The following is a 20672-nucleotide window of genomic DNA, read 5'->3' as shown; positions in this document are numbered from 1 at the left end:
GTGTGAGCATGTCCGAAAATCAGAAATTGACCGATGTTACGATGCCTCAGCTGGCGGAATCCCTTGTTTCGGCGACCATTGCCAAGTGGCTGAAGAAGCCGGGGGATGCCATCGAGCAGTACGAACCGATCTGTGAAGTCATTACCGACAAAGTCAATGCCGAGATTCCATCCACCTTGGATGGCGTCATGGGAGAGATTCTTGCCCAGGAGGGCCAGACCGTCAATGTTGGCGAGATCATTTGCCGGATCTCTGTGGCTTCCGGTCAAGGTGCAGACCCTTCGCCACAGGCGGCTGCAAGTGCTCCCGTGAGTCAGCATCAGGGAAGCGGCAGCGAAGAGGGTTCGATGCGTTTCCGGTATTCGCCTGCTGTGCAGACGCTGGCAGCCGAGCATCAGATTGACCTTTCGCAAGTACAGGGATCAGGCATGGGCGGCAGAATCACCCGTAAGGACGTACTGGCTTATATTGAAAAGGGAGGGGCAGGCCAAGGCCAAGGCACTCCTGCCGGAGCAGCACCTGCCCAGAGCGCCCAAGCGCCGAAGGAAGCGGTACAGCCGAGCGGAAATTCGCCGTTTCAAGGGCTGCAGCATCAAACGACTGCGGAACCGTCGCCTCCTCTCGGCACAGCCATTCCGAATGTGCGTCATTCCGGGCTGCATTTGACGGAATCACCGAAAATTCCGACCATCGAAGTGGAAGGAATGGAAGGCGGAAGATCGGAATACTTTATTGATGTTACCCCGATGCGTAATGCCATTGCCAGAAACATGCGTCAGAGCGTTACGGAAATTCCGCATGCATGGACGATGATTGAGGTCGATGTGACCAACATCGTGCTGCTGCGTAATCAGTTGAAGGATGAGTTCAAGCGCAAGGAAGGCGTTAATCTGACCTACCTGGCCTTTTTGCTGAAAGCCGTTGTGAACGCAATTAAAGATTATCCGATCATGAATTCGTTCTGGGCCGTGGATAAAATCGTGGTGAAGCGCGATATCAATCTGTCCCTGGCTGTCGGAACAGAGGATTCCGTGCTGACGCCGGTCATCCACCGTGCCGATCAGAAGAATATTGCCGGCTTGGCAAGAGAGATCGAGGAGCTTGCACGGAAGACCCGTGAAGGCAAGCTGAAACTAGACGACATGCAGGGCGGTACCTTTACGGTGAACAATACGGGATCCTTCGGTTCGATTCTGTCCTATCCGATCATCAACTATCCGCAGGCTGCGATTCTGACGTTTGAATCGATTGTCAAAAAGCCGGTGGTCATCAATGACATGATCGCTGTCCGTTCGATGGCGAATCTGTGTTTATCTCTGGACCATCGGATTTTGGATGGGGTAATCTGCGGAAGATTCCTGCAGCGGGTTAAAGATAACCTGGAAGGTTATACCCTGGATACGAAGCTTTATTAATTTCGTCTATGATCTGCGGACCTGATTCTTCGGAAGAAGGTTCGCAGACGTCATTCATACCGAAGTCAATCGCAGGACATTCATTGGTTAGTGGGAACCCTATGAAAGAAGGCGTTAGCACATGAATAAACCGTTAGATGTATCGTACACGCCGATTGTAGATTATGGCATGGCTTGGGAGCTTCAGAAAAAACATGTTTCCGCCATCGATCAGGGAGAGCAGCACGAGCGATTGATGCTCCTCCAACATCCTCCGACCTATACCATGGGGTCACAGCGTCATCCGGAGCACTTGCTCCTAAGTAAAGAGGAATTGGAAAAACAGGGCATCGGCCTGTTTGAAATCGATCGTGGCGGAGACATTACATATCATGGTCCAGGGCAGCTTGTCGGGTATCCGCTGTTACTGCTGGATGGCGGCAAAAATTTGAATCTGCACGGATTTCTGCGCGATGTGGAGCAGGTCATCATCGATTACCTGGCATCATACAACATCGAAGCCGGCCGCAAACCCGAGTACACCGGGGTATGGGTAGGGGATTTGAAAATTTGCGCCATCGGCGTTAAATTCAATAAAGGTCGCCAGCATCGCGGATTTGTGACGAGCCATGGGTTTGCGTTTAATATTAAATCCGGAATCGCAGACGCGGGATTTGCAGGCATCATTCCTTGCGGTATACAGGAATACGGTGTAACTTCATTGGAGGACTGCACGGGGCGGGTTTTTGATGTAGAGGAAGTAGCCCGGGAGATCGTGCCTTTCTTCACCCGGGTATTTCCATATGAGGCTCGTTGGTTGTAACTTCAGGCGCTCGTAAATGCAGGGGATCAGCGAAAGAACAATGGCTCAAGGATAACCAGCAGTGTTGATCCGACCATGGCAATCAGCATGAGATAGATAACAATTCGAAACCACTTTTTACGTTGCATTGTGTAACTCCTTTGAAATAGGTTTAATGATGAACATACATGCAGCAGCATCATTTAGTTGAGATATAGATATAAAGACATTGTATCGTATCTGCGAAAGAGAGGGAAGTCCAGTGATCTCAGAAGAGCGTATCATCCAAGAGTTTATGGAATTGGTTCAGGTCGATAGCGAAACCAAGCATGAAGAGGAGATCTCCAACGTTCTCAAACATAAATTTTCCAGTCTTGGTTTTGATGTCATTGAAGATGATGCCAAAGAAAAGACAGGACACGGAGCAGGGAACCTGATTATTACCTGGAAAGCGGACGAGGCGGCCCAGCAAGCGCCTAAGCTGCTATTTACCTGCCATATGGATACCGTAACGCCGGGTAAAGGCATTAAGCCGACGCTAGGTGATGACGGCTGGATTCGAAGTGACGGAACGACCATCCTTGGTGCGGATGACAAAGCGGGCGTCGCGGCATTGCTGGAAGGTATTCGGGTCATCCAGGAAAATAACATCCCTCATGGACAAGTCCAATTTGTCATTACAGTAGGTGAGGAGTCGGGTCTGGTGGGAGCTCGGGCGCTTGACCCTGATGTTTTGGATGCGGATCTCGGTTTTGCCCTGGATTCCAATGGTGAATTAGGATCTATCGCAGTCGCCGCACCGACCCAAGCGAAAATCAAAATGATTATCAAAGGCAAGTCAGCTCATGCCGGTGTGAATCCGGAGGATGGCATCAGTGCCATCCAGGTCGCTTCTAAAGCGATAGCCAAAATGAAGTTGGGACGCATCGACAAAGAAACCACGGCAAATATCGGCAAGTTCCAGGGCGGGGGCGCAACCAACATCGTCTGTGACCATGTTCAGATTGATGCTGAAGCACGCAGTATCGTTCAAGAGAAAGTAGATAAGCAAGTGAACGATATGCGTGAGGCGCTCGAAACCACCGTTCGTGAGTACAACGCCAATTGTGAGTTTATTAGCGAAATCGTATACCCTGCCTTCAGTTTTAACGAACATGATGAGGTTGTTCAGCTTGCGCAGCGGGCCATCGGCGGCTTGGGCTTGCCAACCCGCACGTTCCGGTCCGGAGGCGGTAGTGACGCCAACATTTTTAACGGCCTTGGAATTCCAACCGTCAATTTGGCAATTGGATATCAAGACATTCACACCACGAAAGAGCGTATTCAAGCTTCTGATTTGATCAAGGCTGCGCAGATCGTGGTGGGGATCATCCAGGAAACGGCTAAGGCTTAGTCGATCATTAGATCATATGAAAATGCATAAAGCCCGCAGCGGACGTTCTACATCCGCTGCGGGCTTTTAGATTTGTTTATTAATTCAAGGATGACAAGGGCGAGTGGTTCTCCCGTCTTTTTTGGGCAGGCGACCAGGAGGTATGCCAGTTTGTGTTCTCGACCACATGCAATGCGGCATTGATGTTGTCCAGGTATTGTTCGATCTCTTTCCTCGCCGTTGCTGAGGCATATTGCTCCTCAAGGCGGGCAGAGAGGGAGATCAAGGCTGACTGTAAATAACAAGCGGCTTCGCCGAATCGTATCTCTGTACGCCCGGGGTAAGCCAGTCTAAGCTGCTCGAGCAGAGATGCAGCCTCATCATATCTCCCTTGATCATATAAATTCTCCGCGGCTATAAAGCATACTTTCAGACTGTGGCTGTCTTGCTCTTGAAGCGGCAGCGCTTCCAATTGGTTTAATTTTGAAATCGCGAGACCTCTGTGGCCTTCATCATAAAGAAAACAGATCAGAGCATAATAAGCATGGTCGCCGCTATTGGTTAGCAGATGTTCGGCTATGGAAATCATATTTAGTGATACAGCAGCGCGTGCTAATTCTAAAGTTTCCGACATGACGATAAATCGGTCAGGAATTGAATTCTTTATGTTCCACTCGCAGAGCTGCCTGATTCTGGCCAACTGAGCCCCTTCAAATGTTCTTGGTCGAGGCAATTCGCGCAGGTGGTGTGTCAAATCGCGAAGGTAGCTGTCGATGAACGGCAAGGCTTCCAATACTTGACCCGTCATGATCAAGCAAGTCACATATTGAATGCAGGTATCTGGATATAAACTCCCCTGTTTTGCAAAACAATGGGCAGCATATGTATAAGCTCCTATGTAGAATAGTGACCTGCCAACCATGATATTGGAAGATGGAAAGTTCCGCGTTTCGTCTAGGAGGCGTTCACCAATCGTTTGATCCGAAATCCCCTGCATGTGCAAGAGTGCGGCCCATTGATTCAGCGCCTCTTGGACGTAGGTACCGGAATGCTGTACGACGGTTCTGAAAGCTTCCTCCGATTTGCCGAAGGAGCGCATCCGCATGCTCAATAACCCGTATTCGAGCCAGCTTAGATCAACTTCCTTCCATCCCGAGCTCGTCTTGTCGGTTGGAGCGGATTGTGCAGCTTCCTTGAAGCTCCTTAGCGCCTTCTCAAGATACCCGCGTCTTTTGTACCATTTTCCGCGCTCATATTCAGTTGAAGGTGGATTAGTAATTGGTTCGGTTTCAATAATAGGTATATGTCGCATGTCGAAGCCTCCCAATGATATAACACCCGTATAGGTGTAAAGGTCATGGTCCATATTCGAAAAAAATAGAAAAAAGTCGAAAAACAAGTCTAAAGACCTAATTTCACATCCTGTTTTCGCAAATATTTTTAGAAGAGTTAGAAATAATATCCATAATCTTCGTTTCCGGGCCCCATTGCTGTTGCCACTGTTTCAGCATGATCCGTATCTGCCAGGCCTGTCCTACCATATGTATTGAATGATCCCCTTTGTAGCTTTTCATGGGCAGTTCCTTCTTTCTTGGAAATTTTGATATAATACACCTTATGCAATCGCATGGTCAGTCATGCCGTTTTTAAACAGAGGAGGTCATTTTGTGAGCGATATCGGCAGTAAGAACCGAGAAGCCTCGGATAAATTGCTGGAAGAAACCACACTATCTACCCAATCGATTTTTGAAGGGAAGATTATTTCACTGCAGGTCGATACGGTGAAGCTGCCAAATGGGCAGACCGCGAAACGTGAAGTTGTCAGACATCCTGGTGCAGTAGCAGTGCTCGCCTTAAAAGGCGACAAAATGTTGGCCGTAAATCAATTTCGACAGCCGCTTGGGCGCTGTGAGGTTGAAATCCCTGCAGGCAAGCTGGAGCGGGGAGAAGATCCGCTGGAAGCCGCGAAGCGCGAACTACAGGAAGAAACAGGTTATACTTGCGGTTCCATTCGTAAGCTGCACTCCTTTTATACATCCCCGGGGTTTGCGGATGAGATTATTCACTTATATTTGGCAGAGGATCTGGTCAGCGGTGACATGAACCCGGACGAGGATGAATTTATAGAGATGATGGAAATCTCGCTGGAAGAGGCGTATTCGCTCATCCAAGAAGAGAGAATCAGCGATGCGAAGACTATTCTCGCCGTTTATGCTTGGAATATGTATAGCCTGACAGGAAAGATCTGATATGCTGCAGCCTGAAAAGAACATGTCAACCGAGCAGAAGCTTCAGTCCTATTATTGCGACATGCATATTCACATAGGGCGCACAAGCAGCGGACAAGCTGTGAAAATTAGCGCAAGTAACAATTTGACCTTTGAAAATATAGCCGTGGAGGCCTCGGAGCGGAAAGGCATTCAAATGATTGGCATCATCGATTGCCATTCTCCTTCGGTACAGCACGATATTCTCCAATGTTTGGACAGCGGCGTCATGCAGGAGATAGATGGGGGCGGAATCGCGTATCAGGATACGGTGATCCTGCTTGGAAGCGAGATTGAAATTCGCGAAAGCGGCCGTGGTGCAGCCCATGTACTGGCCTATTTCCCTGACCTGAACACCATTCAGGAGTTCACTGCCTGGATGGCAAAATATATGAAGAACGTGCAGCTTAGTTCGCAGCGTATCTATGTCAGCCCCCGTGAGCTGCAGCAGGAGATACTAGACCGCGGCGGGCTGTTGATACCCGCCCATGTCTTTACGCCTCATAAAGGACTGTACGGCAACATGGCGGATCGAATGAGCGAAGTGCTGGACCTGAACGGTATTGCGGGTATAGAGCTTGGGCTCAGTGCCGACTCCTCGATGGCAGGGCGGATAAGCGAACTGGACGCCTACTCCTTTCTGACCAATTCGGATGCGCATTCGCTTGGGAAAATCGGCAGGGAATACAACCGAATCGATATGGCAAAGCCTTCATTTGCAGAATTTCGCCAGGCGCTTGGAACAAGAAACGGCAGAAGAATCAGCGCGAACTACGGGCTGAATCCCAGACTTGGAAAATACCATCGTTCTTACTGCAGCGGCTGCGACAGCATACTGGAGGAGGGCAGCGATATACATGAATTGGTGCGATGTCCATTCTGCGGCAGTACCAAGCTGGTACAGGGCGTGTTTGATCGGATTCTGAACATCGCGGACCGCAAAGAGCCCGTTGTACCGGAAAGCCGACCGGCATATCACTATCAGGTTCCGCTAGAGTTCATTCCGGGCCTGGGCAAATCGGCGATGGCGAAGCTGCTGGGGGCTTTCGGTACCGAAATGAAAATCCTTCACCAGGCTACGGAAGCGGAGCTTGCCGCTGTTGCCGGAGAGGGGCTTGCTGCAAGCATTGTGATGGCCCGAAACGGTACATTGTCCTTATCGGATGGCGGCGGAGGCTCTTACGGAAAGGTTCTCCGGTAAATCAATCAACTCTTTCAATCGCAGGTCATACAAGGAGGGTGATGGTCATAGAGTAGAGTAGAGACACAGAAAGGAGACTCTATTCTATGCAATCATTCCGCCAAGCCTTTAAGGATCAGACCATGCTCTATGTATTCGTTGGCGTCTTGTTTTTAGTTGGGGTGCTGTTTGGAGCGTTAATGGTCAATGCACTTTCATTGGAGCAGCAGCAAGAAATGGCCCGATATTTAAACCACTTTTTTGTAAACGTGCAGGATGGTGGAGAAACCATGAGTCAGTCTTCTTACTGGAGCATCGCAGCCCTTCATCTGAAATGGATTGGTTTGATATGGATTCTGGGATTGTCCGTCATCGGGCTTCCGGGAATATTGATATTGGACTTCTTAAAAGGAGTGCTTATTGGGTTTACGGTCGGTTACTTGGTCGGACAGTATTCTTGGAAAGGCCTGCTGTTCGCCCTGGTGTCGATTGCGCCGCAAAATTTGCTCATCATCCCCGTGCTCATGATGTGCAGTGTAGCGGCGATAACCTTCTCTCTATACATCATCAGGGACCGATTTATTATGAATCGGGGCGGGAGCATGGTAAAGCCCTTTGCTTCGTATGCGATGCTGACCTTTTTCATGGTCCTGTTAACGCTCGGAGTCGCTTCATTTGAAACCTGGGTAACCCCGGCCATGATGCGCTGGGTCACGCCAATGTTGCTATAATCCGCGAATTTTTCCATAAAGCAAAACCGTTTGACTTTGTTTGTCAAATCCCCCTATAATGAAGGAAGTGAACAATAACGTGCAGTGATTTCCAAGGGGGAGGGAAACGATGGAAGCGCGGATCGACAAAATTAAGCAGCAGCTACAATCCCAAGGATACAAATTAACGCCCCAACGGGAAGCCACGGTAAGCGTATTGTTGGAAAATGAAGACGACCACCTTAGCGCAGAGGATGTATTTATGCTCGTGAAAGAGAAGGCTCCGGAGATCGGTCTGGCAACCGTGTACCGTACCCTAGAGCTGCTCAGTGAGCTTCATGTTGTCGAGAAGATAAATTTTGGCGATGGTGTCGCCCGTTATGACTTGCGGACGGATACTTCGAAGCATCACCATCATCATTTGATATGTACTCAATGTGGAAGCATGGATGAGATACGCGAGGATTGGCTCGGTCCATTGGAAGAGCGGTTAGAGCGAGAGTTCAACTTTACCGTTCATGACCATCGGCTTGATTTCCATGGTATATGCTACCGTTGCAAAGAGAAGGGCAAGAATGACCAGGACAAATCATAAATTTATATCATGCAACAAACCGCAGTGATGACCATCGCGGCAAGCCCTCTACGGCGGTAAGCCGGGAGGGTTTTTTAGATGGTAACCTAATATAGATGGAACATGCACGAATCCGTACCGTTCACGCAAGAACAATCTAGCTTTCTACATCATCAACGTACGTCGAGAAGACGTTTTTTTTATTCTATCCCAATAACGGTCAAGTCTAATGACTAAAGAACGATCAGTGAAATCCGTCATAATCCTGCAGCTTGTATCATAGGCTTTACGTGAAGTGATACCTGTAATATCCACTTTCATTTGGTGATCATTGCAAAGATGAAAGAGAGGCGCTGCCAGTGATTATATCGATCCGAAAAATAGGCTCACTGATCCGATTTATTACGATGTTTGCCGTTCTGACGATGTTTTTTTACTTCGTGCTGGGATGGGTGGGAGATTGGCTGACCCCAATGGATCCTTATCGTGCACCTTCCGGTCAAGCGGTTAAGGCTTTTCAGCCCGAAAGCACCATGGACTCCCGATATTCGCCGGCGGAACGTCTGCGATTGTACTACTGGTATGGGGAGTGATCGTGCTTGTAAAGGGCACACGGGAATAGGAGCAAAAAGATTATGAAACAATATCTGGACGAATATGTAACCTATCTGGAAGACGTGAAGGGACTGTCCCGAAGTACGATTGAATCGTACCGGGCCGACTTACAAGGATTCATGGCTTTTGCCGCGGATAGAGACGTTATCCATCCGCAGGAAGTAACACGAACCATGCTTGGATTATACATGGGAAGACTGAGGCAGCAGGGCAAGGCGGCATCGAGTCTGCTTCGCTGCACGGCGTCCTTGCGTTCCTTTTTTCAATATTTGGTTCGTCAAGCCGTTATAGGACAAGATCCGACCCAACTGCTGGAGAATCCGAAGCCGGAACGTAAGCCGCCCAAGTCGCTATCCGTTGAGCAGGTGGACAAGCTGCTGTCGGCCCCGGATTCCGGAACCCCTCAGGGGGCCCGGGACAAAGCGATGCTGGAGCTGCTGTATGCTTCAGGCATCAAGGTATCGGAACTGGTGAACTTGAGCACGCATGACATCAACATGGAGATGCGCTTCCTGCGCTGTGCCGTTTCCGGAGGGAAGGAGCGAATTCTTCCGATTACTCAGATCGCAGCCGAGAGTGTGGCTTTTTATATGCAAGATATGCGGGACAAGCTGATTCGAGATGCTGATGCGGATGCGGATGCATTATTCCTGAATTCACTCGGTACGCGCTTGACACGGCAGGGATTTTGGAAAATTATTAAAAAGTATGGCAAGCTGGCCGAAATCGATGAGGAGATCACACCGCATACCCTTCGTCATTCGTTTGCCATTCATTTGCTGCAGAACGGTGCCGACTTACGTTCGGTTCAGGAGATGCTGGGTCACTCGGCATTATCCACCACCGGCATGTATCAATCCACCAAGAAAAGCATGAAGGAAGTATACGATCATTATCACCCGAGATCTTAGTCGGGACCTACTCTACTAGGATCTACAACTTATTCTCAGTTAGGAGAGGTATGAACATGAGTTCAATTCATCAGCAAAGCATTAAGGAAGCAGCGGCATACATACGCGGGCAGAAGGGTGTCGAGCCCGAGGTCGGCCTGATTTTGGGTTCAGGACTCGGCGTGCTGGCGGAATTGATTGAGAATCCGGTCTCGATCCCGTACACGGACATTCCTCATTTTCCTGTATCGACTGTAGAAGGCCATGAAGGAGAATTGCTGCTGGGCACCATTCACAATCGACCTGTCGTTCTGATGAAGGGCCGGTTCCATATGTACGAAGGCTATGGTCCGGAAGTGACTGCTTTCCCGGTGCGCGTCATGAAAGAGCTCGGTGTGAAGAGTCTGCTGGTTACCAATGCGGCCGGCGGTATCAACACGTCCTTCGAGCCGGGTGACCTCATGCTGATCTCCGATCATCTGAACATGACAGGCACCAACCCGTTAATCGGGCCGAATGATCCGGATCTGGGCGTGCGATTCCCGGATATGTCCCAGGCTTACAGCCGTCAGCTTCGCCAATTGGCAAAAGAAGTTGCCGTGGGTCAAGGGGTTGCGCTGAGAGAAGGAGTCTATGCAGGTTTGCTCGGACCAACCTATGAAACACCTGCCGAGATCGTCATGCTGCGTACGCTCGGTGCGGATGCGGTTGGTATGTCCACCGTGTCTGAGGTCATTGTGGCCAGACATGCCGGTCTTGAAGTGCTGGGCATCTCTTGCATCAGCAACATGGCAGCCGGCATATTGGATCAACCGCTATCCCATGACGAGGTTATGGAGACAGCGGAGAAGGTCCGGGAGAAATTCCTTGCGCTTGTCATGGCCATTATCCCAAAAATGTAACATCATTCTAGTACTGGGGAGCTGTCTCATAAGTAGGTTTGCTCACTTGACGGACGGTTCGTCCGATTAAAAAATGTGTCAAATAAAGAAATGGCGGTGCTCAGGATGTTATCTCCTTGCACCGCCATTTCTTGCTTTTCGGTCCGTTGCCTCTTGCTTGAGCAGATTATGGGCAAGCGAAAGCCATCCGACCTCTAGGCTCACTTTCGTCAGTCCTCGAAGCAGAAATCGCCGGAATCCCCGGTTATTCTTCAACTGCCCAAACACACTCTCCGGTTCGACCATTCGCCGCACCGACAACGCATAGCCTTCCTCACTTCGAAGTTTCTCTCTCACTTGCTGCTTGTAACGAAGATACCTGAGACTTACGCTGATTTCCCGGTTCCCTTGGGCTTTCGTGCAAGCTGCTTTGAATGAACACCCTTCGCAGCTCACGCTTCGGTAGTGTCGCTTCCGTATTTCATATCCGCTTTCCGTCGTTTCCTTACTTTCATAGCGAAACCGCAGCTTTCGCCCAGCCGCACACGTCCATGTATCTTCCGCTTCGTCGTACTGCCAGTTGTCTAGCTTGCTGATATCTTGTTGCCACTTCTTTGATTTTTCCTTATGATACGTGCTGTACTTGACTAACGCTTCCAGTTCCTCGCTTTCCAAGTAAGCGTAATTTTCTTCCCCGCCGTATCCTGCATCCGCGACCACCGTTTTCGGAAGTGTTCCCAGAGCGGCTTTGACCTTCTCTAAATGTGGCTTTAGACAACGCGTGTCCGTCGGACGTTGATGTAAGCTGTAACCGATAATAAACTGATTTTCCGTCCCGATCTGCACATTGTAGCCTGGTTTAAGTTCATTCGCATGAACGTGGGCCGGAATTGCAGTTTCGTTTCCAACTGCTGAACAGCAACTTCCAGCGTTTCGCTGGTCCACGCGGACGACTCGCCGAGTTCGGCGAGGTCTTGTCCCACTCGTTCATCTTCTTCTTGTTTCTCGGCCTCTTCGATAGTTGAAAACAACGTCTGGACTTTCTCCTGCAGCTTCGCCTTGTGCTTGACGACCGCTTTGCCCCATACGAACGTGTAGCGGTTGGCATTGGCTTCGATCTTGGTGCCGTCGACAAAATAGTGTTCCAGATTGACGTACTTTTCCTGGGCAAGAAACTGAAGCACGCTCGTGAAGACGATCTCCAGCACATCTTTCATACGCTCGGAACGAAAACGATTGATGGTGCGGAAGTCCGGGCGCTGTCTCCCAGCAAGCCACATGAACATGACATTCTCACGGACGGCTTTGGCGATCTGACGACAGGAGTAGATTCGCTGCGTATAGGCGTAAATGATGACTTTGGTCAGCATCTTGGGATGGTAGCTGTCTCGTCCGCCGCCGGGATAGGCAGCTGAAAAGATGCGGTCGTCCAAGCGGTTGACCGATTCATTGACGATGCGAACAAGATGATAAGGAGGAATGTCATCCTCCAAGTCCATTGGCAGATAAAGTTGGTCCATGGTATATTGAATGTACAAAGAAATCGTTCCTTTCGTAGATGGTGGGTCGCACTTCCATTTTACCAAGAAACGGTTTCTTTTCGTATGTCTAGAGTATGTTTTCGCACAACGTAGCGGAGAGGACGAAACGATTCCGGACAAGCGAGAGCGGTCGCCTTTGCCCCCGAATTTCATCCTTGCCTAGTACCATTTCAAGAAATTTGGGGGCAACAGCGATGGGAGGATCGATTCGTACACGGAGCGTCTTCTCACAGAAAAAGGGGGCATTCCGCCAGATCTAAGATCTTTTGGGACACCCCCTTTTTGCTTAAGATTCTAGAATGTATAGGTTTTCAGCGAAGCTATTCGCATTTATATGTTTTTGGGGTCCCCGCAAAGTATTTGGAATAAGCATCGAAGCATAGGCTCCACTTTGTGGGGCTATTCTATGTTCCCTTAAGTTCAAGGCGATAATATTTCCGTAAAAACTGGAATAATTTGTTTTCATCCTGACGACAATGAATAACAGACCCGTTTCTTTTCGGGATGCCATTACGAATGTCAGGAGGGGATGGAAGTGAAAAAAGCGTTAATCGCTGGATTTCTGGTTCTATTTGTATGGTTGTCCAGTGTAGCTGTACCAAGTTATGCAGAAAATAGCAAACCCGGCGAAGGATCATCTCAAGAGGAACTGGCACCAGGTGCTCGTTCTGCTATATTGCTGGATGCGGATACCGGAACCATTATTTACGAGAAAAACAGCCATGATAAGCTGCCTCCGGCGAGCATCACCAAGATCATGACGATGTTGCTTACGATGGAGGCCATCGACGAAGGACAATTGCAGTGGACAGATAAGGTGCGTACCAGCGAATATGCGGCCTCCATGGGCGGATCCCAGATCTTTCTTGAGCCTGGTGAAGAAATGACGGTGGACGAGATGCTCAAAGGCATTGCCATGGCATCAGGCAATGATGCTTCCGTCGCAGTGGCGGAGAAAATTGCCGGCTCGGAGGAAGCCTTTGTGAAGCTGATGAATGAGAAAGCAGCCGAGCTGGGAATGAAGGATACACATTTTGTGAACTGCAACGGCCTTCCTGCTGAGAATCATTATACTTCGGCCCACGACATTGCGGTCATGAGCCGGGAACTGCTGAAATACGACCAGATCACCAAATATACAGGCGCCTATCAGGATTATTTGCGTAAAGATTCGGACAAACCGTTCTGGCTGGTCAATACGAACAAGCTGGTTCGATTCTACACAGGCGCTGACGGATTGAAAACCGGATATACATCAGAGGCCAAGTTCTGTCTGTCGGCAACGGCCAAGCGGGACGGACTGCGCGCTGTTGCTGTAGTTATGGGAGCTTCGGATACCAAGACGCGGAACACTGAAGTTTCTCGCATGTTTGACTATGCCTTTTCCCAGTATTCGATGCATTCCATCTATAAACCGGGTGAAGTGTTGGGTATCGTGAAGGTACAGAAGGGAACCGTGCCCGAGATTTCGATTCAAGCGGATAAAGATTACAGCGTGCTGGTTAAGAAGGGCGTAAAAAGTCCGGATATCCGTCATGAAATCCAGATGGACCGGAATTTGAAGGCGCCGGTAGCCGCCGGACAAGTTGTCGGCAAGCTAACCGTCTATCAAGGTGAACACGTGGTGAAGGAGTTCGAGCTGACATCTCCTGTCGAGGTGAAGAAGGCCGGGTTCTGGAAGCTGTTCAAGCGGACAACCGGCAAGTTGTTTCATGTAGATTCATAGGAGTTTTCTTCTAGTTTTGTCGGGATGCAGGAATGTCTTTTTCAAATGTAGAAATCTTTGTTCATGTCAGGGAGGAGAGTGAGCAAACATGAATCTGCATGTTGATATGGAGCATCACAGGCATGTACTGATCGTCCGACTGTCCGGGGAACTGGATCATCATACGGCCGATCATGTCCGGATGCAGCTGGATGAAGCTATTCAGAGACGTCAAACAGAGCACTTGGTACTGAGCTTAAAGGACTTGGACTTTATGGACAGCTCAGGACTTGGGGTCATCCTGGGACGCTATAAATTCATCAAGCAAAAGGGCGGAAAGATGGCGGTATGCGATGTCAAGCCGCAGGTTTACCGCTTGCTTGAAATGTCGGGGCTGTTCAAGATCATGCCGATATATGAGAACGAGGGCACGGCACTCTCGGGTTTGGAGGTAGTGTCATGAATGAAGGAAAAGCACAGCATAATTTTATGACTCTGCAGTTTGCCGCAAAGTCGGAAAACGAATCCTTTGCCCGTGTCGCCGTGGCTGCGTTCATCTCCCAGATGGATCCCAACATGGATGAGCTGAGTGATCTGAAAACGGTAGTCTCTGAAGCGGTCACAAACAGCATTATCCACGGGTACGATAGTGATTCGGAAGGGATTGTCAAGATTGAAGCCTCCATAGACGGGGATATGATTACGCTGTGCATTGAAGATTCCGGCCATGGGATCGAAGACTTGGAAATGGCCAAGCAGCCACTCTATACATCAAAGCCAGAGCTGGAGCGATCCGGCATGGGATTCACCATCATGGAAAATTTCATGGACGAATTTGAAGTGGTCAGCGAACCAGGCAACGGTACGTCGATCAAAATGAAAAAGAGGATCGAATCTAAGAAAGCTTTATATAATTAGGGGTTGGACAAATGGATGCCGATGTGAAGAAAACTTCGCAGACTTATTTGGACGACGCGGAGGTCAAACGACTCATTGCACTTAGCCAAAGCGGGGATAATGTCGCCCGGGACACGCTCGTCAACTGTAATATTCGTCTTGTCTGGTCTGTCGTTCAGCGGTTTATGAACCGGGGGTATGAGCCTGATGATCTGTTTCAGATCGGCTGTATCGGTCTCCTCAAATCCGTGGACAAGTTCGATCTCAGTTATGACGTAAAGTTCTCGACCTATGCCGTACCGATGATCATCGGAGAAATTCAGCGTTTCTTAAGAGATGACGGGACCCTGAAGGTCAGTCGATCGCTTAAGGAAATGGCCAACAAAGTCAGGAAGAAGCGGGACGAGCTGTCCAAGCAGCTCGATCGTCTTCCAACGGTGAAAGAGGTTGCCGAAGAGCTTGGGGTAACCCCCGAGGAAGTGGTGTTTGCCCAGGAGGCGAATAAACCGCCAACCTCAATTCATGAGACCGTATTTGAAAATGACGGGGATCCCATAACGCTAATGGATCAGATAGCTGATGAATCGCAAGAACGCTGGTTCGACAAGCTGGCCTTGAATGAAGCAATAGGAGGCTTGACCGAACGGGAGCGGCTCATAGTTTATCTGCGGTATTACCGGGATCAGACGCAGTCGGAAGTTGCCAGCCGGCTGGGCATATCCCAGGTGCAGGTATCGCGACTTGAGAAAAAAATATTGCAGAGCATACGGAACGAGATCGCGCAGTAGCGGGCCTCAGCCGTTATTCGAAAGTCTGCTCAAACTTAACGCCGCCCTTAGAGGACGGCGTTTTTTCATTTTTTAGAAAACCTTTTGGTCGTTTGGCAGATAAGAAAGTATGGTAAATCCGAGTAGAAAGGAGAGAGATTTCCCATACTAACGGTAATTTAGCAGTAAAGGAGTGTTTCGGATGAAGGTTAATCCCACTCCGACGGTGTTTCTGCAGCTAAGGAGCCGCATACGGTTACCAAGAGACCAGACCGTCAAACTAGGTGATGTCGCCTTCATTGTCTGCGATCCCGACTGGGAGATACGGCTTAGAGCCCTGCCGCTTACGCAGCCGAAGGATCTCGATGGCAACCGCCTTGTCATGGATCTGATTCAAATCATCCCGAGGATTCAAGCGTTGATTCCTGGCGCCCATATCGAACCGATGGGAAACCATCATACCTTGGTGGAGCTTGTCGGTCCGGAGAGCAAGCGGTCAAAGTTGTGGTTCCCGCTCATTTGGCTGCTCTTGTTTTTCGGTTCCGCACTGACCATTATGAACTTCCATGCCGATGTCAACATGCTTGAGGTTCATATCCGAATCGTTGAAATGGTGACGGGGAAAAGAGACGAGCATCCCTATTTGTTCCAGATTGCATACTCGCTGGGGCTCGGATTTGGCATGACGGTGTTCTTCAATCATTTGTTCAAGAAAAAATGGAATGAAGAGCCGACACCGCTTGAGGTGGAAATGTACCTCTATCAGGAAAATCTGGATCAGTTCGTGGTCGCCGAAGAATATCGGAAAATGAACGCCAGCGCCGATACGACAGGTAAGGAACCATGATATTGTCCATTCTGCAAGGGATATTCATCTGTTTTCTTGGCGTAGCAGGGGGCATCGCCGTCGGCGGCGGAGTCATAGCGCTCATCATCGTACTGGACATCATCCCGAGATTGTCCCAACTGACGGAAACTTACAGCCGGGTCCATTGGTATGAAGGGGCTTTAATAGCGGGATCTTTCATCGGCACGGTGGCCGATTTCTGGAGATGGTCCATTCCATTGGGACCGGTTGTGAGTACCGTGATCGGATTAATGTGCGGGATATTCATCGGCATGCTGGCAGCTGCATTGACAGAAGTATTGAACGTATTGCCGATTCTGGCCAAGCGGCTCCGATTGACGGGGTATTTGTTTGGTCTTCTTATGGCCATGGTGGCAGGTAAGGTGGCGGGCTCTCTGTTCGATTGGTTTGTTTACAGCAAGTGATAGTAATGGCTAGGAGGTAGGTTATGGACGATAAAACAACACATAGCGGCGAACTGGATAGCGATATTCCGGTCATTCCCATCAAAGCGTTGGGGGAACAAGAGCTGAAGGAGAAAAGAGAGGCCGAAACCTCCAACAGCACTGAGGAATCCGTCATCTACTGGCAGCAAACCGACCATGTCCCCGCGAAGCTGAGTGACCTGAAAAAAGTGCTTAAGGAAGTTATCGGTCTTGGGGTTTCTTTTGATGTGGTATTCCGTGAAATGAACTTTGCCGGCAGAAATGCAGGGCTTCTCTTCTTAAACGGCTTCACGAATGATGTCGTGGTGACGGATATATTGACAAGGCTGACGTACCTGACCCCGGAGGATGTGAGCAACCAGGCACTTACCGAGATGATGACCCGCTATATTCCACATGTCCAAGTGGAGCAGGATAAAAGACTAAGCAAAGTGATTAACGAAGTGCTTTCCGGTATATGTGCCCTGTTCATTGAAGACGCGCATTCCGCCATTTTGTTGGATACCCGGAAATATCCTGTGCGTGGGCTCGAGGAGCCTGCGGTGGAACGCGTGGTTCGCGGGGCAAGGGACGGGTTTACGGAGACACTCGTTACCAACGTGAACCTGGTGCGAAGACGAGTTCGTGATCCGGGACTGCATGTAGAGGTCATGAAGGTTGGAAGGCGGACGAGAACGGATGTGTGCCTGGTTTTCATTGATGACATCGCGGACCGCACCCAGGTTGAGGCAATTCGCAGCAAAATCCAGGAAGTGGATTTAGAGGGGCTTCCTCTCGGTGATAAGCAGCTCGAGGAAGCTATTGTGAATAAAGGCTGGCACCCTTTTCCGCTGGTTAGATATTCCGAACGGCCGGATGTTGTATCCTCCCATCTGCTCGAAGGCCGAATTGTGATCATGGTAGATACTTCGCCGAGTGTGATGATTATGCCCACTACGTTTTTGGATCTCTGTCAGCATGCCGAGGAGAATCGCCAGACTCCGTTTATGGGGACTTATCTCCGTTGGATACGTTTTATAGGTATTTTTGCATCCATGTTCCTGCTCCCGCTGTGGATGCTGCTGGTTGTCCATCCTGAACTGAAGCCGCCGGGACTCGATATCATCGGTCCGCATGAGAACGCTAAAATTCCGATTATCCTGCAGTTTCTGATCGTTGAATTCGGCGTGGATCTGCTCCGTTTGGCTGCCGTTCATACACCGACACCGCTTGCATCGGCGATGGGGTTGATCGCTGCGATTTTGATCGGCGATATCGCTGTTAAGACCGGATTGTTTGTCAACGAGGTCGTCCTGTATATGGCGGTTGCGTCCATTGGGATGTACGCGACCCCGAGTTATGAGCTGGGACTTGCCAACCGGATTGTCAGACTAATTCTACTGCTCGCCACAGCTTTATTCGCGGTGAAGGGCTTTGTCATCGGGACGACGCTTCTGATTCTGCTCCTGACAACCCACCGTTCCTATAACTCATCTTATTTGTGGCCGTTTATACCATTTAGTGCAAAAGCGATGGGCGAAATTTTGTTTCGCAAACCGCTGCTCATGTCAAGAAGACGTCCGGCTCTCAACAAAACACGTGATAACACGAAGATGGGCCCTGAAATGAATCCGAGAGGCGAGCATTAACAATAACACAAATGTTGTGTTGAAAAATCCATTTTGATTACCTTCCGTTGTCTGCTATACTGTGAACAATTATTCGATTACCCTATTTTGAATCAATGGATCGGAGGAATTGTAAGCATGTTTTTACACGGTACTAGCAAGATTAACGATCAGGGGCATTTGGAAATCGGCGGGTGTGACACATCCGATTTAAAAGCTCAATATGGAACACCACTATATATTGTAGACGAGCAGTCGGTCCGTAATCGCTGCCGGGAATACATCGAGGCCTTCAAGGCGTCCGGTTTGAAGTTCCAAGTCGCGTATGCCAGTAAGGCGTTTTGCGTGATGGCTATGTGTCAATTGGCTGACCAGGAAGGGATGTCGCTTGACGTTGTTTCCGACGGAGAGCTGTACACTGCACTTGAGGCCGGATTCCCAGCGGAACGGATTCATTTCCACGGAAATAATAAAACGCCGGAAGAGATTGAGATGGCGCTGGATGCGGAAATCGGCTGTTTCGTTGTCGATAACGTAGTTGAACTGCATATGCTGCAAGCGATTGCTGCCGAGAAGAATCAGAAGGTCAACATTTTGCTTCGCGTGACACCGGGAGTTGAGGCTCATACGCATGAGTATATTTCAACAGGCCAAACGGATTCGAAATTCGGTTTCGATATCGGCAACGGCTCCGCTTATGAAGCGGTAAAGCTTGCCGAGGCTCAAGCGAATATTCATTTGATGGGCATTCATTCCCATATCGGCTCCCAGATTTTTGAGGTAGAAGGGTTTCAGATGGCTGTTTCACGCGTTGCAGAATTTGCGGCCAAGGTCAAGGCGGGACTCGGCATCACGTTCGAGGTTGTAAATCTTGGCGGCGGATTTGGAATCCGATATGTGGACGGGGACACTCCGCTTCATGTATCCGACTACGTAAAAGCGATTACGGATGCGGTGAAGACCCACTTCGCCGGCATTGACAGCACGCTCCCTGAAATTTGGGTAGAGCCGGGGCGCAGTATTGTCGGTGAAGCAGGCACCACCCTTTATACGGTGGGCACAAGCAAGGATATTCCCGGAGTCCGTAAATACGTTGCCGTAGACGGCGGAATGACGGACAACCCGCGTCCGGCGCTGTACGAATCGAAATATGAAGCGTTGCTTGCCAACCGTGCAAACGAGAAGCCGGAGGAGACGGTTTCGATTGCCGGCAAATGCTGTGAGAGCGGAGACATGCTGATCTGGGATCTGGAGCTTCCGAAGGTAGCAACAGGCGATTTGCTGGCCGTATCCTGCACAGGCGCATACAACTATTCCATGGCTAGCAACTACAACCGGATCCGCAAACCTGCGGTTGTATTCGTAAAGGACGGACAGAGCAAGCTGGTGGTACGCCGCGAGTCGCTTGCGGACATCATCAGCCACGATGTAGTGCCGGCAAGTGTAACCAAAGAAACCGTAACGAACTAAACGGATGTTTGTTTTACGGCTCTAATATCCTAGAGGGCCCGCCAATGCCACCAGCTGCGGTCAGGGCTCTTTGGCATGCCTTGGACTTGGTATGGAATGTGCAAACGGGGACAAGATCATTTTGCTTCGAGGCTCAATTCATAGTAAACTATAGAATGCATTGTAAAAAAATCGATTGAAGCGTTCTAATAACGGAAGGAGATAACACATATGGCTAAAAAAGCAAAGATCACATTGGAGAACGGCAAAGAGGTAGTGCTGGATCTGTTTGAGAATGATGCACCGAACACGGTAGCTAATTTTGAGAAATTGGCAAACTCCGGGTTTTATAACGGTCTTGTATTCCATCGCGTAATCCCTGGGTTCGTGGCTCAAGGCGGTTGCCCACAGGGAACGGGAACAGGCGGTCCTGGCTATACCATCAACTGCGAGATCAACCCTAACAAGCATGAGCGTGGAAGCTTGGCCATGGCGCATGCTGGCCGCAACACGGGCGGAAGCCAGTTCTATGTTTGCTACGAGCCGCAGCCGCATTTGGACGGACAACATACGGTGTTTGGCAAAGTTGTTGAGGGCATGGAGTACGTGGATGCATTCAAAGGCCGTGATAAAATGGAAAAAGTAGAAGTATACGAAGCATAAAAATAGCTTCTGTTCAGGGCAGGCTCACTCTTAAGGGTGAGCCTGTTTTTATTGTTATTCCGGTA

The 20672-nt window shown here is 49.6% G+C and carries 22 protein-coding genes and 1 pseudogene; 19 read left to right on the top strand and 4 right to left on the bottom strand.

Annotated features, from left to right (window positions below; all coding sequences use genetic code 11):
• The first annotated feature begins 8 nt into the window (after positions 1 to 8).
• Entirely contained in the window at positions 9 to 1415 is a 1407-nt protein-coding gene (locus J7E85_RS06130) for a dihydrolipoamide acetyltransferase family protein (protein ID WP_215156003.1), read from the top strand.
• Positions 1416 to 1536: 121 nt separating this feature from the next.
• Positions 1537 to 2217: a lipoyl(octanoyl) transferase LipB gene (gene lipB, locus J7E85_RS06125; protein ID WP_215156001.1), complete on the top strand. Its 681-nt coding sequence runs from the start codon at positions 1537 to 1539 to the stop codon at positions 2215 to 2217.
• A 26-nt stretch (positions 2218 to 2243) separates the two neighbouring features.
• On the opposite strand, the gene prli42 is transcribed toward lipB, so the two are convergent.
• Entirely contained in the window at positions 2244 to 2345 is a 102-nt protein-coding gene (gene prli42, locus J7E85_RS06120; RefSeq protein WP_098742973.1) for a stressosome-associated protein Prli42, read from the bottom strand.
• Between the two features lie 113 nt (positions 2346 to 2458).
• Here prli42 and J7E85_RS06115 point away from each other — a divergent pair, with 113 nt between their 5' ends.
• Positions 2459 to 3589, top strand: a complete 1131-nt coding sequence (locus tag J7E85_RS06115; RefSeq protein WP_215155993.1) for a tripeptidase T — start codon at positions 2459 to 2461, stop codon at positions 3587 to 3589.
• A gap of 79 nt (positions 3590 to 3668) precedes the next feature.
• Here J7E85_RS06115 and J7E85_RS06110 read toward each other — a convergent pair whose 3' ends face one another.
• Complete coding sequence (locus tag J7E85_RS06110; protein ID WP_215155991.1) at positions 3669 to 4880, bottom strand: tetratricopeptide repeat protein; 1212 nt, start codon at positions 4878 to 4880, stop codon at positions 3669 to 3671.
• A 103-nt stretch (positions 4881 to 4983) separates the two neighbouring features.
• On the bottom strand, positions 4984 to 5142 hold the full coding sequence (gene mciZ / locus J7E85_RS06105) for a Z-ring formation inhibitor MciZ (RefSeq protein ID WP_215155989.1): 159 nt from the start codon (positions 5140 to 5142) through the stop codon (positions 4984 to 4986).
• 93 nt (positions 5143 to 5235) lie between these two features.
• Between mciZ and J7E85_RS06100 the strand changes: the two genes are divergently transcribed.
• From J7E85_RS06100 to J7E85_RS06070, 7 genes are all read left to right on the top strand, one after another.
• Positions 5236 to 5817, top strand: a complete 582-nt coding sequence (locus tag J7E85_RS06100; protein WP_213645160.1) for an NUDIX domain-containing protein — start codon at positions 5236 to 5238, stop codon at positions 5815 to 5817.
• Position 5818: 1 nt separating this feature from the next.
• Complete coding sequence (locus J7E85_RS06095; protein WP_215155987.1) at positions 5819 to 7036, top strand: endonuclease Q family protein; 1218 nt, start codon at positions 5819 to 5821, stop codon at positions 7034 to 7036.
• Positions 7037 to 7122: 86 nt separating this feature from the next.
• Positions 7123 to 7746, top strand: a complete 624-nt coding sequence (spoIIM, locus tag J7E85_RS06090; RefSeq protein WP_076320913.1) for a stage II sporulation protein M — start codon at positions 7123 to 7125, stop codon at positions 7744 to 7746.
• Positions 7747 to 7855: 109 nt separating this feature from the next.
• Positions 7856 to 8320, top strand: a complete 465-nt coding sequence (gene fur / locus J7E85_RS06085; RefSeq protein ID WP_006209405.1) for a ferric iron uptake transcriptional regulator — start codon at positions 7856 to 7858, stop codon at positions 8318 to 8320.
• A 338-nt stretch (positions 8321 to 8658) separates the two neighbouring features.
• Positions 8659 to 8892, top strand: coding sequence for a YqzK family protein (locus J7E85_RS06080; protein ID WP_098742979.1), 234 nt, complete (start codon positions 8659 to 8661; stop codon positions 8890 to 8892).
• A gap of 42 nt (positions 8893 to 8934) precedes the next feature.
• Positions 8935 to 9825: a site-specific tyrosine recombinase gene (locus J7E85_RS06075; RefSeq protein WP_215155985.1), complete on the top strand. Its 891-nt coding sequence runs from the start codon at positions 8935 to 8937 to the stop codon at positions 9823 to 9825.
• A gap of 56 nt (positions 9826 to 9881) precedes the next feature.
• Positions 9882 to 10706: a purine-nucleoside phosphorylase gene (locus J7E85_RS06070; RefSeq protein ID WP_076320916.1), complete on the top strand. Its 825-nt coding sequence runs from the start codon at positions 9882 to 9884 to the stop codon at positions 10704 to 10706.
• A 108-nt stretch (positions 10707 to 10814) separates the two neighbouring features.
• Here J7E85_RS06070 and J7E85_RS35105 read toward each other — a convergent pair.
• A pseudogene (locus tag J7E85_RS35105) lies at positions 10815 to 12223 on the bottom strand (IS1182 family transposase).
• A 538-nt stretch (positions 12224 to 12761) separates the two neighbouring features.
• On the opposite strand from J7E85_RS35105, the gene J7E85_RS06060 reads away from it, so the two are divergent.
• From J7E85_RS06060 to J7E85_RS06020, 9 genes are all read left to right on the top strand, one after another.
• The gene (locus J7E85_RS06060) at positions 12762 to 13952 is read left to right on the top strand and encodes a D-alanyl-D-alanine carboxypeptidase family protein (RefSeq protein ID WP_215155983.1); all 1191 of its coding nucleotides are present in this window, start codon (positions 12762 to 12764) and stop codon (positions 13950 to 13952) included.
• Between the two features lie 88 nt (positions 13953 to 14040).
• Entirely contained in the window at positions 14041 to 14394 is a 354-nt protein-coding gene (gene spoIIAA, locus J7E85_RS06055) for an anti-sigma F factor antagonist (RefSeq protein WP_076320918.1), read from the top strand.
• Entirely contained in the window at positions 14391 to 14849 is a 459-nt protein-coding gene (gene spoIIAB, locus J7E85_RS06050) for an anti-sigma F factor (protein WP_098742982.1), read from the top strand. Before spoIIAA ends, spoIIAB begins: the two co-directional genes overlap by 4 nt.
• A gap of 11 nt (positions 14850 to 14860) precedes the next feature.
• Positions 14861 to 15616 carry an RNA polymerase sporulation sigma factor SigF gene (gene sigF / locus J7E85_RS06045; RefSeq protein WP_006209412.1) on the top strand — a complete coding sequence of 252 codons (756 nt, stop codon included), beginning with the start codon at positions 14861 to 14863 and terminating at the stop codon, positions 15614 to 15616.
• A gap of 181 nt (positions 15617 to 15797) precedes the next feature.
• A complete protein-coding gene (locus J7E85_RS06040) occupies positions 15798 to 16442 on the top strand; it encodes a stage V sporulation protein AA (RefSeq protein WP_215155981.1) in 645 nt (214 codons plus the stop codon).
• Positions 16439 to 16867 (top strand): stage V sporulation protein AB, encoded by a 429-nt coding sequence (locus J7E85_RS06035; protein WP_215155979.1) that lies wholly within the window; start codon positions 16439 to 16441, stop codon positions 16865 to 16867. Before J7E85_RS06040 ends, J7E85_RS06035 begins: the two co-directional genes overlap by 4 nt.
• 23 nt (positions 16868 to 16890) lie before the next feature.
• The gene (locus J7E85_RS06030) at positions 16891 to 18516 is read left to right on the top strand and encodes a spore germination protein (RefSeq protein WP_215155977.1); all 1626 of its coding nucleotides are present in this window, start codon (positions 16891 to 16893) and stop codon (positions 18514 to 18516) included.
• 117 nt (positions 18517 to 18633) lie between these two features.
• Positions 18634 to 19965 carry a diaminopimelate decarboxylase gene (lysA, locus tag J7E85_RS06025; RefSeq protein ID WP_215155975.1) on the top strand — a complete coding sequence of 444 codons (1332 nt, stop codon included), beginning with the start codon at positions 18634 to 18636 and terminating at the stop codon, positions 19963 to 19965.
• Between the two features lie 210 nt (positions 19966 to 20175).
• Positions 20176 to 20607 (top strand): peptidylprolyl isomerase, encoded by a 432-nt coding sequence (locus J7E85_RS06020; protein ID WP_009595227.1) that lies wholly within the window; start codon positions 20176 to 20178, stop codon positions 20605 to 20607.
• Positions 20608 to 20672 lie beyond the last annotated feature (65 nt).

It is taken from the genome of Paenibacillus sp. ISL-20, assembly GCF_018613005.1.
Classification (GTDB): domain Bacteria; phylum Bacillota; class Bacilli; order Paenibacillales; family Paenibacillaceae; genus Paenibacillus_AQ.
This window is presented reverse-complemented; position numbering and strand designations above follow the sequence as displayed.